General features: G+C 68.7%; 10 protein-coding genes and 1 tRNA gene. 5 read left to right on the top strand and 6 right to left on the bottom strand.

All coding sequences use genetic code 11. The features are described 5' to 3' along the window. Positions 1–34: 34 nt before the first annotated feature. Together MARKY_RS02945 and MARKY_RS02940 are read right to left on the bottom strand one after the other, a co-directional pair. Positions 35–409, bottom strand: a complete 375-nt coding sequence (locus tag MARKY_RS02945; RefSeq protein ID WP_013703379.1) for a response regulator — start codon at positions 407–409, stop codon at positions 35–37. 71 nt (positions 410–480) lie between these two features. Beyond that, a tRNA-Gln gene (locus MARKY_RS02940) sits at positions 481–554 on the bottom strand. Positions 555–637: 83 nt separating this feature from the next. On the opposite strand from MARKY_RS02940, the gene MARKY_RS02935 reads away from it, so the two are divergent. Together MARKY_RS02935 and MARKY_RS02930 are read left to right on the top strand one after the other, a co-directional pair. Continuing rightward, entirely contained in the window at positions 638–2,290 is a 1,653-nt protein-coding gene (locus tag MARKY_RS02935; protein WP_013703378.1) for a transglycosylase SLT domain-containing protein, read from the top strand. A 90-nt stretch (positions 2,291–2,380) separates the two neighbouring features. Continuing rightward, positions 2,381–3,673, top strand: a complete 1,293-nt coding sequence (locus MARKY_RS02930) for an NAD(P)/FAD-dependent oxidoreductase (protein ID WP_013703377.1) — start codon at positions 2,381–2,383, stop codon at positions 3,671–3,673. A 64-nt stretch (positions 3,674–3,737) separates the two neighbouring features. Here the strand turns inward: MARKY_RS02930 and mnmA are convergent, their stop codons facing one another. Genes mnmA through MARKY_RS02915 form a run of 3 tightly spaced genes read right to left on the bottom strand, consistent with a single transcriptional unit; the run spans position 3,738 to position 6,928 of the window. Next, complete coding sequence (gene mnmA / locus MARKY_RS02925; protein ID WP_013703376.1) at positions 3,738–4,862, bottom strand: tRNA 2-thiouridine(34) synthase MnmA; 1,125 nt, start codon at positions 4,860–4,862, stop codon at positions 3,738–3,740. Between the two features lie 54 nt (positions 4,863–4,916). Continuing rightward, positions 4,917–6,044, bottom strand: a complete 1,128-nt coding sequence (locus MARKY_RS02920) for a trans-sulfuration enzyme family protein (RefSeq protein ID WP_013703375.1) — start codon at positions 6,042–6,044, stop codon at positions 4,917–4,919. 8 nt (positions 6,045–6,052) lie between these two features. After that, a complete protein-coding gene (locus tag MARKY_RS02915; protein ID WP_013703374.1) occupies positions 6,053–6,928 on the bottom strand; it encodes a DUF1385 domain-containing protein in 876 nt (291 codons plus the stop codon). Between the two features lie 43 nt (positions 6,929–6,971). Between MARKY_RS02915 and MARKY_RS02910 the strand changes: the two genes are divergently transcribed. Further along, positions 6,972–8,426: a leucyl aminopeptidase gene (locus MARKY_RS02910; RefSeq protein ID WP_013703373.1), complete on the top strand. Its 1,455-nt coding sequence runs from the start codon at positions 6,972–6,974 to the stop codon at positions 8,424–8,426. Positions 8,427–8,477: 51 nt separating this feature from the next. Here MARKY_RS02910 and dnaE read toward each other — a convergent pair whose 3' ends face one another. Continuing rightward, positions 8,478–12,152 (bottom strand): DNA polymerase III subunit alpha, encoded by a 3,675-nt coding sequence (gene dnaE, locus MARKY_RS02905; protein ID WP_013703372.1) that lies wholly within the window; start codon positions 12,150–12,152, stop codon positions 8,478–8,480. Positions 12,153–12,233: 81 nt separating this feature from the next. Here dnaE and MARKY_RS02900 point away from each other — a divergent pair, with 81 nt between their 5' ends. Both MARKY_RS02900 and purB read left to right on the top strand, forming a co-directional pair. After that, the gene (locus MARKY_RS02900) at positions 12,234–12,551 is read left to right on the top strand and encodes a hypothetical protein (protein WP_013703371.1); all 318 of its coding nucleotides are present in this window, start codon (positions 12,234–12,236) and stop codon (positions 12,549–12,551) included. Positions 12,552–12,742: 191 nt separating this feature from the next. Continuing rightward, complete coding sequence (purB, locus tag MARKY_RS02895) at positions 12,743–14,053, top strand: adenylosuccinate lyase (RefSeq protein WP_013703370.1); 1,311 nt, start codon at positions 12,743–12,745, stop codon at positions 14,051–14,053. Positions 14,054–14,078: the final 25 nt, after the last annotated feature.

Raw genomic sequence — 14,078 nt, 5'->3', positions numbered from 1 at the left:
TCCGAAGCCAGCGCGCAACCTTCACAGGGCCAGTTTACCCGGTGAACCTGAAAAGATCACGAAGCGCCGCCCGCACCTTGCGTTCCTCGAGGGGCTTGGAGATCACCCGGTCCACCCGCGCGAGCTCCGCGGTCACGCGCGTGCGGTCGTCCTCGCGAGCGGCGAGGATCACCACAGGCACCCCCTTCAACCGCCGGACGCGCTTGAGACGCCAGGCCACCCCCAAAGCATCCACGGCCCGCCCCTCGTCCAACACCACCAGGTCCGGCGTGGTGCGCTTTAAGTGCTCCATCGCCTCCTGAACCCCTTCAAACGCCGCGACCCGAAACCCCTCGGCCTCGAGCAGGATCTCGAGGTGCGCGCGGACCGGAGGGTTTTCGCTGAGCACTACCGCCTCGCGCGGGCTCATACCCTCAGTCTAGGCCCCGGGACCGGTGCGGGCTTAGGAGGTGGATCACACCGCCATGGGAAATAAAAAAGTGGCTGGGGCGCGTGGACTCGAACCACGACCGGCGGATCCAAAGTCCGCTGTCCTGCCATTAGACGACGCCCCAAAGCCGCACTTATATTAGGGGGTTCCCCGCCCGGCTGTCAAACACCTCACGATTCTCTTCCCCAGCTGGCCTAGGGTAAGGGTATGCGGTGGTGGGGGGCCGGTCTTGGCGTACTGCTTCTTTCGCTTGTGTCCTGCAAGGCCCAGCGCCTGCCTGAACCCTACGCCCAGCTCGAGCGGGCCCTGTCCGCCCGGCAACTCGAGGTCCTCCAGGCCCTAAGCACGCGCGAGGGGTACGTGCGGGTCCTGGCCGCGGACGCCCTAGCCGAAGCGGCCGAACTTCCCTCCGAGAGACGCGCCGAGTACGCCCTCATCTACGCGCGTTTTGAGGACACCCCCGCCGCCTGGGTGCGCGCCGCCCGGCTGCTCGAGGCCGCCGGGCGCGCGACGGAGGCCGTGCAGGCCTACGGGCGTTCCCTGCCCGACGCCGAGGCCCTCCGGGCGCTCAAACGCCTCGCACAAACCCACCCCTCCCTACGCGACGCGGTGTACGAGGCCTTGTTCGCTGGCCGGGCTTACGCCGAGTTGCTCGAGGTCCTTCCCGAAGGGGTGCGTCCCGACCTACGGGCCCGGGCCCTGTACCGCCTGGGGCGGTACGTCGAGGCCCTGCCCGCCTACCAAGCGTGGGCTCGAACGAACGCCCGCGGCTGGCTGGGCCTGGGGTGGGTCCTGGTGCAGCTCGGCCGGTGGGACGAAGCCCTCGCGGCGTTCCAGCGCTACCCGGGGCCGGAAGGACGCTACGGGGAAGGGTACGTGCACGAGCGGCAGGGGCGGCTCCGCGCCGCGGTTGAGGCGTACCGGAACAGCACGCCCGAGGGCCGCTGGCGCGCGGCCGGGTTACTGGAGGCCATGGAGGCGACGGAGGAGGCCCTCGAGGTGTACCTCGAGCTCGCTCGGGGCGCGTCCGTGTACGCGGACGACGCCGCGCTTCGGGCCTGGGTGCTGGCCCAGCGGAACGGCTTGAAGTCCCTGGCGGAATCGGCCTGGGAACGGCTAAACGGCGGTCTCGGCGCGATGGTGGGGAAACCCGTGCCCCTCCCCGAACTGTCCCCGGCCACCCCCCGCCCGCCTGAGGTGCTCGAGCGCGTCTGGGCGCTCGAGGCGTCCGGAAAGCGAGCATGGGCTTTGGGGGAGGTGCGGTACGCCCTGCAACAGGAGCGGTCGCCCGAGGAGCGGCTCGCGCTCGCTCAGGCGCTCTACCGCTTGGGGGCGTACCGGGAGGCGGTGCGCGAGGCGGAGCGGCTGCCCCTTTTGGGGCGGGAGGTCCTTGAGCTTCGGTACCCGCGGCCGTACCGGGAGTGGGTGGAGCGGTACGCGGCCCGGGAGGGGATCGATCCGTACCTGATCTGGGCGGTGATGCGGGTGGAGTCCCGCTTTGACCCCCAGGCGGTGAGCCCGACCGGAGCGCGGGGGCTGATGCAGTTCGTGCGCTTGACGTGGGAGGACGTGGCACGGATGCTCGGCGAGGCACCAGGGGATCCGCACGATCCCGAGGCCGCGATCCGGTACGGGGCACGGTACCTGCGCTGGCTGCTCGACCGTTGCAGCGGGGTCTTGGCCTGCGCGGTGGCCGCGTACAACGGCGGCGTGGGGTACACGCAGCGCGGGGTGACGCGGCTGGGAGGGTGGTGGGAGTTCATGCGCTTTCAGGAGCGGGCCGAGCCGCGGGAGTACGTGGCGAAGGTGCTGGAGGCCTACGCGGTCTACCGGGCCCTGTACCGGGACGTTCGTCCCTAACGGAAATGTAAGCTTTGGCCTAGGCAGAGCTTGTGAAAGATGGTACATTTGTCCCGGAGGCCGGGGATACCGGCTCCAGGAGGGACTAGCATGCAGAAGCACATCGTCGTCGTCGGCGCGGGTTTCGGAGGCTTGAACGCGGTACGGGAGCTCTCCAAAGACCCCACGGTTCGCGTGACCCTGGTGGACCAGAGCAACTCCCACGTCTTCCTGCCCCTCCTCTACCAGGTCGCCGCTGCGGGGCTCGAGGCCACCCAGATCGCCTTCCCCATACGCGCGTACCTACGCCGTTTCCCCAGAGCCCGCTTCCACCTGGGTCGGGCCGAGGGGGTGGACCTCAAGGAGAAAACCCTCTGGGTCGAGGGGCAGCCCATCCCGTACGACTACCTGGTCGTGGCTGCCGGCAGCAAATCCAACGACTTCGGCATCCCCGGGGTTGCCGAGCACGCCTTCGGCCTCAAGACCCTCAAGGAGGCCAAGGAGATCCGTGACCGCATCCTCTCCGCCTGCGAGGAGGCGGTGCACACCCCGGACCCCGAGCGTAAACGCGCCCTCCTCACCTGGGTCATCGTGGGTGGTGGCCCCACGGGCGTGGAGCTCGCGGGCGCGCTCGGTGAGCTGCGCAACCACGTGATCCGCCGCGACTACCCCGAGCTCGATCCGCGCGAGATCCGCATCCTTCTGATCGAGGCGGGACCGCGGGTGCTGGCACACCTCAGCCCCGCCTCCTCCGCCTACGCCCAGCGCTTCCTCGAGCGCCTCGGCATCGAGGTCATGACCCGCGCCATGGTCGCGGAGGTCACCCCGAGCGGCGTGAAGCTCAAGAACGGCGCGTTCATCCCTAGCTTCACCACCGTCTGGTCCGCCGGCGTCGCGGGCGCCGCGCTGCCCGGCCTGCCCGCCGAACGCAACGGGCGTGTGCCCACCACCCCTGAGCTGCACCTGGAGGGCGACCCCCACGTCTACGTCGTGGGCGACGTGAACCTCCTCATCAACCCCAAGACCGGCCGCCCCTACCCCCAGGTCGCTCAGGTCGCGATCCAGCAAGGTACCCTCGCCGGCCGGAACATCCGCCGTCACCTCCGCGGCCAGCCCCTCCGTCCCTTCCAGTACAAGGACAAGGGGAACATGGTCACCCTAGGCCGCAACCACGCGGTGCTCGAGACCGGGCGGGTCCGGCTCACGGGCTTCCCCGCCTGGGTGGCGTGGCTCGGCGTGCACCTCATGTACCTCACCGGCGGGCGCAACCGCTTCATGGTCATGACGAACTGGGCGTACAGCTACTTCACCTACGATTTCGCCGTGCGCACCCTGCAGCACCGGCACCTCTTCCCCGCCCTCGAGCTGCCCGAAGAAGCTCAGCCCGACCCCACCCACGCCTAGCGCCCCACACCCGCGCCCCCCGGCCATGGCCGGGGGGCGCGGACGCTTTCCTTCGCCGGACTGGCTACCCCAGCGCTTGCACCGCCGGAACCTCGAGGCCCAACGCGTTCCCCAGCGGCCGGTGGATCACCCCGCCTCCCAAGAGGCGGTCCCCGTCGTACAGCACCACCGACTGCCCTCGCGTCACCGCGAACTGCGGCTCGTCGAACTCCAGCACAAACCGCCCCGCCCCCAGCTCCCGCACGCGCGCCCGGGCGGGCCGCTGCCGGTAGCGCACCTGGGCGGTCACCACCTCGGGCAGCGTCTCAGGATCCAGCAGTAGGTTGATCTCGCGCGCCTCCAGGCCCCGCCACTGGCAGGCCTCCCGCGGCCCCACGATCACCTCGTTCGTCTGGGGCCGCACCTCGACCACGTACCGCTCGAGGTGCGTCTTCCACAAGCCGAGGCCCTTGCGCTGCCCGACCGTGTAGAACTGGGCGCCCGCGTGCTCGCCAATCACCTCGCCGGTCTCCAGGTCGATTACGGGCCCCGGCTGTCCGCCGAGGTGCTCCTCGAGAAACGCGCGCACCGAGCCCGGCACGAAGCAGATGTTCTGGCTCTCGGGTTTTTTCGCAGTGATGAGGCCGAACCGCTCCGCGAGCCGCCGGACCTCGGGCTTTTGCATGTGCCCCACGGGAAAGAGAATGTGCGGCATCGCCTCGCGGGGCGTGCCCCACAGGAAGTAGGTCTGGTCCTTCCTCGGGTCGCCGCCGCGGTGGAACTCGATGCCTTGGGGCCCCTCCACGCGGCGCACGTAATGCCCGGTCGCGACGTAGTCGCACCCCAGCATGCGGGCCTTCTTGAGGAGGGCGTCGAACTTCACCCGCGTGTTGCACCACACGCACGGGATGGGGGTCTCCCCCCGGCGGTACCCCTCGAGGAAGGGCTGAATGATCTCCACCTCGAAGACCTCGCGGTAGTCGAGGAGGTAAAAGGGGATCCCGATCTGGTCCGCGACGCGGCGGGCCTCATAAGCCGCGTCGGGGCTGCAGCAGGTGTTGAAGCAGTCCTCGGGCTTGTTATCGGGCCAAAACCGCATCATGGCCCCGATGACCTCATAACCTTGTTCTTTCAACAGCGCCGCGGTCACGGAGGAGTCCACCCCTCCGCTCATCGCCGCCAGCACACGCCCTTTACGCCGCTCGCTCACAAAAGGGTATTGTACCCCGACCACCCGCGGGAAAGGAAAGCCAGCGCACACGCGCTACACCGCGGCCTCCAGGGCCTGCTCGAGGTCCGCGATCAGGTCCTCCGGGTGCTCCAGCCCCACCGAGAGCCGCAACAGGTTCTCCGGCGTGCGGGTCCCGGGCCCCTCGATCGAGGCGCGGTGTTCGATCAAGCTCTCCACCCCCCCCAGGCTGGTGGCGCGGGTGATGAGCCGCACGCGCGCCGCCACGGCAAGGGCGGCCTCCCGCCCGCCCCGCACCTGGAAGGCCAGCATCCCCCCGAACCCCTCCATCTGCCGGGCGGCCACCGCGTGGCCGGGATGGTCCGCAAGCCCCGGGTAGTGCACCGCCTCCACCGCGGGGTGCGCCTGGAGGAAGGCCGCCACGCGCGCCGCGTGCTCCGTGTGGGCCCGCACGCGGTAGGGCAGCGTGGCGAGGCCGCGCAGCACGAGCCAGGCGTCGAAGGGGCTCGGCACCGCCCCGCCTTGCACCTGGATCGCGCGGAGGCGCTCAAACCACGCGTCCACCTCGCGCGCCACCACCACTCCGCCCGTCACGTCCCCGTGCCCGTTCAGGTACTTGGTGGTCGCGTGCACCACGAGGTCGCACCCCAACGCCAAGGGCCGCTGCAGCACCGGCGTGGCCCAGGTGTTGTCGCACACGACCCGCGCCCCCACCGCGTGCGCCGCTTCCACCACACGGCGGATATCCGTGATGCGCAGCAAGGGGTTGGACGGCGTCTCAACCCAGACCAGCCGCGTGTTCGGCCGGAGGGCCGCCTCGAGCTGCTCGGGATCGGTAAGGTCCGCGAAGGTGACCTCGAGGCCCCAGCGCGTAAAGTGCTCGCGCAGCAACCCCACGGTCCCGTGGTACGCGTCCAGCGGCGCGACCACGTGATCCCCGGGCTCAAGCGCCTGGAAGACGCTCATCGTCGCGGCCGACCCCGAGGCGAACGCCAGCGCGGCCGCGCCGCCCTCGAGGGCCGCGAGGGCCTCTTCCAGCGCGGCGCGGTTCGGGTTGCCGTACCGGGCGTACACGTACCCCCGGGCGTACCCCCCGTCCGGGTCCCGCTCGAAGGTGGTCGAGAGGTGGATCGGGGGCCGGACGGCTCCCGTGGCCGGGTCCACCGCCCGCCCTGCGTGGATCGCCAGGGTCTCCAGCCGCACCGCGCCCCCTAGGCCACCGCGACCGCCTTCGCTCGAGCCGCGACCGCGGCTTTGGTGCTCTCGATCGCCACCTCGATCATGTCGTCGGTGGGTTCCTTCACCGTGAGCATCTGGAAGCGGTACCCGATCCAGCGCAAGGCGCGGGAGATGGGGTCTGTGTGCGTCGCGGAAAAGCGCAGCAGCTCAAACGCCACCCCGGCCACCACGGGCAGGAGAGCGACCCGGCCCAAGAACAGCCACCAGAGCACGTCCGGGCGCGGGAGCAGGCTGTACACCACGATGCTCGAGAGGATGACGAAGGCGATGAAGGTCGTGCCGCACCGCGGATGGTACGCGGGTTGGGCGCGCACGTTCTCCACCGTGAGTTCCAAGCCCGCCTCGTACGCGGCGATCGCCTTGTGCTCCGCGCCGTGGTACATGAAAAACCGCTGGATATCCGGGAGGCGGCCGATCATCACCAGGTACCCCACGAGGATCAGGGCCTTGAACACTCCGGCGAGGGCGTTAAACAGCACGGGGTGCGCCGCCGCGTCCACAAACACGCGCGAGATCCCGGCGGGCAGCAGGATGAACAACGCGATCCCGATCAGGGTGCTCACGGCCATGGTGGCGTACAACGCCCCTCGGGAAAGCTCCTCCTCCTCCTCGCCCACCAGCTGCGCGCTGCGGGAAAGCGCGCGGTACGAGACGGACAACGCATCGAACAAGGCCACCACGCCCCGCACGAGGGGCCAGCGCGCCCACGCGAACCGCTGAGCGAGCGCCGTTTCCTCGTGCCGTTCCACGTGAATGCTGCCGTCGGGCAGGCGCACCGCGAGGGCCCACGCGTCCGAGGCCTTCATCATCACACCCTCCAAGGCAGCCGAACCGCCGATCTGCTTCATGGTGTTCATTCTGCCACAAACGGCGTGATATGCTCATAACGCTATGAACATTCGTATTAAGTCGGCTCGACGGAAAGTGTTTGAGATTCCCGCGCCCCTTAGGGTTGTGGGGGTGCTCGCCGGGGAGCTCACCGAGGAAGGCGTTCTGCTGGATCGAGAGCTCGCGGGCGCGCTTTCCGAAACCCTGAAGAAAACCCGCTTCGCGGGGGATTTCGGGGAAACCCTTCTGGTCAAGACCGAGGAAGGGTTCGCGATGCTCTTCGGCCTGGGTAAAAAACGCGGCCTGACCCTCGAGCACGTGCGCCGCGCGGGCGCGCGCCTCGCGCAGGCCGTCGCCGCGACCGGCCTGCGCGAGGCCGTCGTGGAAGCCTTCCTAGCCGAACGCTTCGGGAAAAAAGAGGTCTCGTACGCCCTAGCCGAAGGCATCCTCCTCGGGGGGTACGCGTTCAACAAGTACAAAACCCACGCGCGGGAGCGCAAGGTCCGGTTCATCCTGGCCCGCGCCTTCGGCCCAGCGGTGGAGCGCGCCCAGACGGTGGCCGAAGCCGTCTGGTACGCCCGCGACCTGGTGAACGAACCCCCGAACGTCCTGACCCCCGCCGAACTCGCCCGCCGCGCCCAGGCCCTGGCCGAGGCGCACGGGCTCGAGTGCGAGATTTTGGGTCCTGAGGAGATCCAGGCGCGGGGCATGGGCGCCTACCTCGCGGTCGCCCAAGGCTCGGCCAACCCCCCGCACTTCATCAAGCTCGTCTACCGTCCCCAGGGCACCCCCAAACGCCGGGTTGCCCTCGTGGGCAAGGGCATGACCTTCGACACCGGCGGGTACTCCTTAAAACCCCGCGAGAGCATGCGGAGCATGAAGGCCGACATGGCCGGCGCAGCCGCGGTGCTCGGCGCGGTCCTGGCCGCCGCCCGGCTCGGCCTCGAGGTGGAGGTGCGCGCCTACATCGCCGCGGCGGAGAACATGGTGAGCGGCGCAGCCTACCGCGTGGACGACGTGATCCGCGCCATGAACGGCAAGACCATCGAGGTCACGAACACCGACGCCGAGGGCCGGCTCACCCTCGCGGACGCTTTGGCGTACGCTTCGGAGGAGAAGCCGGACGCGATCGTGGAGCTCTCCACCCTGACCGGCGCTTGCGTGATCGCCCTGGGCGAGGAAATCGCCGGCGTCTTCGCGGCGGACGAAGGGCTGGGCAAGCGGTTCGTCCGCGCCGCGGAGGAGGCCGGGGAGAAGGTTTGGCTCATGCCGCTCGACGAGGACTACCGCCGGATCTTGAAAAGCGACGTGGCCGACCTCAAAAACGCCGGGGTCCGCTGGGGCGGCGCGATCACCGCAGGGCTATTCCTCACCGAGTTCGCCACCACTCCGTTCGTTCACGTGGACATCGCCGGCCCAGCCTTCGCGGAACGCCCCCACGCCCTAGGCCCCGCGGGCGGCACCGGGTTCGGCGTACGCAGCCTGGTGCGGTTCCTCGAGCAGGAAACCCAGGCGTAAGCGAGATCCTCCGGGTCTCGTCCCCCCACCGTGGCGCTCGCTACGGTGGGGTTAAAACGGCACCACCTCCTCCGCGCCGTCCCCTCCAAGCTGTCCGTACAGCAATGCCTCCCGGTCCGGGACCGTGCGGGCCGTGAGCCAGTCCATCCGCCCCAACGCCTCAAGCGCTTCCGGCGCGGCCCGCACCTCGCGGGCCTCCAACAGCACCCACCCCCCCGGCCCCCGCACGCGCAGGTAGACCGGCAGGGTGCCCGCGTGCTCGTCCAACAAGCTCCTGAGCTCCAGAACCCGCTCATCCTCGAGGAGGGCCAGGTCCAGATCCAGCTCGAGCACCTGGGGCAGCCCCTCGAGCTCCTCCCAAAGGTACAGGTCCTGTGCGATCACCCGGAGGGTCTCCCCCTCGCCTTCGGCCTCCACCTCGACCACGAGCAGGGCGGGCTGGTCCTCCTTCAAGCGGGGGGAGACCCGACCGTAGGCGCGGCCGAAGACCACGACCTCCACCGCGCCGGTCTCGTCCGCCAGGTTGAAGCGCGCCATCATCCCCCCGGACTTGGTGGGCTTGCGCACCACGGACTCCACCATCCCCGCGAGCAACGCCCGTGCGCGGCGGCCGTTCCCCTGCTCCGCGTACCAACGGGGCAGCTCCTCGATCGTGCAGGTCGCGGCCTCGCGCAACCCCTCGTAGTTCAACAGGGGGTGCCCAGTCACGTAGATCGAGAGGGCCTCTTTCTCGTAGCGGAGTTTTGTGACCTCATCCAAGGGCGGCACCTCCGGCAGCGGCGGCTCGGTGGAGGCCCCCGCAAACAGGCCCATCATCCCCGCCGCCTGGCTTTCCTTCTCGGCCTGGGCCCACTTCATGAGGCTCTCGAGCGCGGCGAGCATCCGCCCCCGCTCGCCAAACGCGTCGAACGCCCCGGCCTTGATCAAGGACTCCGCCGCGCGCCGGTTCACCTGGTGCAGGTCCACGCGCTTCAAGAAATCCGCGAGCGACTTGAAGGGACCACCCCGATCGCGCTCCTCAAGGATGTGCCGAACCGCGCCTTCCCCGACGTTCTTCACCGCGCTCAACCCAAAGAGGATCTCCTGCCCCACGACGCGGAAGTCGAACCCCGAGCGGTTAATGTCCGGGGGCAGCACCGCGATCCCCATGGCGCGCGCGTCCCGGATGTACTCCGCGACCTTGTCCGAGTTGCGGCGCTCCACCGTAAGCAAAGCCGCCATGAACTCTACGGGGTAGTTGGCCTTGACGTACGCGGTCTGGTAGGAGAGCAGCGAGTACGCCGCGGCGTGACTCTTGTTGAACCCGTAGTTGGCGAAGGCCTCGAGCATGTCGAAGAGCCGGTTCGCCTCGTCCTCCGGGATCCCGCGCTCGGCCGCCCCCTTGACGAAGCGCACCCGGTGCTTTTGCATCTCCTCGACCTTCTTCTTGCCCATCGCGCGCCGCAACAGGTCCGCCTCGCCCAGGCTGTACCCCGCAACCGCACTGGCGATCTGCATAATCTGCTCCTGGTAGACGGGAATGCCGTAGGTCTCGCGCAGGATGGGCTCGAGGTACTTCGCGGCGTGGGGGAACTCCGCGTACGTGACGGGCTCGCGGCCGTGGTGGCGCCGGATGTAGGTGGGGATGTGCTCCATGGGGCCCGGCCGGTACAGGGAAACGAGGGCGATGATGTCCTGGATGCGGCGGGGCTTGAGCCCACGCACGGTGCTGCTCATCCCGCTGGACTCCAGCTGGAAGATCCCCTTGGTCTCACCGCGCCCCAAGAGCTCGAAGGTCTTCGCGTCGTCGAGGGGAATCCGGTCGTAATCGAGCTCCACCCCCTTCGACTCCCGGATGATGCGCTTGGCCTCCTCCAGGAAGGAGAGGGTGCGGAGCCCCAAAAAGTCCATCTTCAACAGGCCCAAGGCCTCGACCGAGCCCATGTCGTACTGGGTGACCACGCCGGTCCCGGAGGTATCCCGCATCAAAGGGACCAGGTCCGTCAACGGCTCGGCAGCGATCACCACCCCCGCGGCGTGCACCGAGGCGTGCCGGTTCAGGCCCTCGAGGCGGCGGGCCACCTCGAAGACGCGCCGTACCTGCTCGTCCTGCTCCATGGCCTGCCGGATCTCGGGGATGGTCTCGGCGGCCTTAGCGAGCGGCATGGGCTTGCCGAACTGGACGGGGATGAGCTTCGCGAGTTCCTCCGCGCGCTTGTGCGGCATGCCGAACACCCGCGCCACGTCCTTTAGGGCTGCTTTGGAGGCCATCGTCCCAAAGGTCGCGATCTGCGCGACCTTGTCCTCCCCGTACCGCTCGCGCACGTACTGGATGACCTCGTCGCGACGCACGTCGGAGAAGTCCGTATCGATGTCCGGCATCGTCACGCGCGCGGGGTTCAGGAACCGCTCGAAGAGCAGGTTGAACTCCAAAGGGTCGATGTTCGTGATGCGGATCGCGTACGCGACGAGGCTGCCCGCCGCGCTGCCGCGCCCCGGCCCCACGCTAATCCCCTGGTTCTTCGCCCAGTTGATGTAGTCCTGCACGATCAGGAAGTACCCGGGGAACCCCATCTGCTCGATCACGCTGAGCTCGTACTCGGCGCGCGCGAGGATCGCCCACCCGTCCCACTCGAGGCCTTCCTCGAGCTTGGGCAAGAAGGCCTGGGCCTTCTCGCGGAGTTCCTTCGGGAGCAACGCGATCTCCGCGGCGAGGGCCTGTGCGTCCCCGTGCGGGGTGCGGCCGAGCTTTTTCAGGAACTCGCGATAGAGCGCCTCGGTTACGCGGTCCGGGTAGCGCTCGAGCAGCCCCCGGAAGGTCAGTTCGCGCAGGTACTGGTTCTCGTCGCGCCCTTCGGGGAGGGGGTACCGCGGGATGCGGTAGACCATCTTGTCCCCGACAGGCAGCTCGACGTTGCAGCGTCGCGCGATCTCCATGGTGTTGTCGAAGATCTCATCCCCCCACTCCTCCGCGGGCAGCGCGGCGCGCATCGCCTCGGGGCTTTTGACGTAGAATTCGTCGCAGGGGAAGCGCCAACGGTTCGGATCGTCCCAGGTGGACTTGGACTGGATCGCGAGCAACACCGCGTGCGCTTCCGCGTCCTCCTTCTTCACGTAGTGGCCGTCGTTGGTGGCCACCATGCCGATCCCGTACTTGCGGGCGAACTCCTTGAGGACGGCGTTGACCTTCTTGTCCTCGGGCAGGCCGTGGTCCTGAATCTCGATGAAGTACCGGTCCCCGAAGATCTCCAGGTACTCCTTGAGCCGGTCCTCGGCCAGGTCGAGGCGGTCCTGGAGGATGAACTGGGGGATCTCCGCCCCGAGGCAGCCGGAGAGCACGATCAGCCCTTCGTTATGTTCGCGCAGGAGCTCGCGGTCGATGCGGGGCTTCATGTAAAAGCCCTCGAGGTAGGCGCGGGAGGCCAGGCGGCAGAGGTTCTGGTACCCGGTGAAGTTCTCCGCGAGGATCGTGAGGTGGAAGTACCCCCCGTCCAGCCCCTTCCCCATCTTCCGGTCGAAGCGGGACTCGGCCGCGACGTACGCCTCGTACCCGATGATGGGCTTGACGCCCGCTGCGGTGGCCTTCTTGTAAAAATCCACCGCCCCGTGCAGGTTCCCGTGATCGGTCATGGCGAGAGCCGGCTCGTCGGGCGTAACCTGCTTGACCCACTCGATGAGGTCCTGGAGTTTCGCCGCCCCGTCGAGCAGGCTGTACTGGGTGTGCTGGTGCAGGTGGGCGAACTTCATCAACCCTCACGATATCACCCGACCGCCGCCCAACCGCGTGCCGGCGCGACGTACGGGTATACTGGGCGTAAGGGGGAAAAGATGGCCAAGGTCTGGTCCATCGTGGTCTGGTTGTATCCCAACGACCACCTTACCGAGGAAGACCGGCAGCAACGGCGGGTGCCCGAACGCCCGCGCGGCTGGCGCGTCGGGGTGTTCAACCCTCCGGCGGTAGACCGCTTGCCGTACGGGCATTACGACAGCCTAAAGGACGCGGAGCAAGCCCTGGCGGAGATCGAGGCGCGGCTCGAGGCAGGCCGTCCCTTGAGGGTCACGCTGCGCGAGCACACCTTCTTGATCCCCGCGCACAGCGTCCAGTACGTCGCGCTTGGCGAAGGCGAGGCGGGGACGGAGTCCTAGTTGCGTCGCGCGCGTAGCGCGTGATAGGCTCGGGGTGCCGTCCACCAGGCTGTCCAGTGAGGCAGCGAAGGACGGCGAGTGGTCGGCGTGACCCACCGATTGGCGTTCGTTCCCCGAAATTCCCGCCTCACGTTGAGGCGTGCGTGGGCCTGGCGTGCCGCCGGGCCGCTTTGCGTTTGGATGGAGGCCAGATGATCGAACGGTACCAAACCCCCGAGATGAAAGCGCTCTGGACCGAGGCCAACAAGTACCGCATGTGGGCCGAGGTCGAAGCCCTCGCGCTGGAGGCGTGGGAACGACTCGGCGAGGTGCCCCCAGGCACCGCGCGCCGACTACGCCAGGCCCTCGAGGCCCGCCCCATCGACGATGCCTTCGCCCGGCGCGTGGCCGAGATCGAGGCCGAGACCCGGCACGACATCGTGGCCTTCACCCGCGCGCTCGTGGAGTGGACCGCCCTCGAGGCGATCGCCCGGTACCTGCACCTGGGCCTGACCAGCACGGACGTGGTGGACACGGCGCAAAACGCCCTGCTCGTGCGGGCCGTGGACCTCGTCCTCGAGGCCCTTTCCCCGGTGCTGGAGGACCTGAAGGCCCTCGCGGTGCGGTACAAGCACACGCCCGCCGTGGGCCGCACGCACGGGGTGCACGCCGAACCCACGAGCTTCGGGTTGCGCTTCCTTTCCTTCTACGCGGCCTTAAAGCGGGACCAGGAGCGCCTTAGGCGCGCCCGCGAAGGGATCCGCGTCGCGATGATCTCCGGATCGGTAGGGAACTACGCGCACGTGCCCCCCGAGATCGAGGCCTACGTCGCCGAACGGCTCGGGCTCGTGCCGGAAGCCGTGAGCACCCAGGTGGTGCCCCGCGACCGGCACGCCGAGCTCCTCAGCGCCCTCGCGATCCTAGGAGCGAACCTGGAGCGCGTCGCGGTCGAGCTCCGGCACCTGCAGCGCACCGAGGTCCTCGAGGCCCAGGAGCCCTTCGCGGAAGGGCAGACCGGCTCGAGCTCGATGCCGCACAAGAAGAACCCCGTCGCGCTCGAGAACATCTCCGGCCTCGCGCGCCTGCTGAAATCGAACCTGCAGGCCGCGCTGGAGAACGTCGCGCTCTGGCACGAGCGGGACATCAGCCACTCCTCGGTGGAGCGCGTCATCCTCCCGGACTCCACCACCCTGGCGCACTACCTGCTGCGCCGCATGCACCGGGTGCTGCAGGGGCTCGTGGTGCACGAGGCGAACCTGAAGCGCAACCTCGAGCTCACGCGGGGACTGGTCTACTCGCAGCGCGTATTGAACCTCCTCATCGAGCACGGGCTGGACCGTCAGGCCGCCTACCGCCTCGTGCAGCGCAACGCCCTCAAGAGCTGGGAGACGGGCCAGGCCTTCCGGGACCTGCTGCGGACCGATCCGGAAAACCCGCTTTCCGCCGAAGCGCTTGCGGATGCGTTCGATCCGGAATGGTTCCTGCGCCATGTAGACGCGATCTACGCTCGGTTCGGGCTGTAGAATGGGAGCCAAGGAGACAAGCGGG

This window comes from Marinithermus hydrothermalis DSM 14884, assembly GCF_000195335.1.
GTDB classification, from domain to species: domain Bacteria; phylum Deinococcota; class Deinococci; order Deinococcales; family Marinithermaceae; genus Marinithermus; species Marinithermus hydrothermalis.
This window is presented reverse-complemented; position numbering and strand designations above follow the sequence as displayed.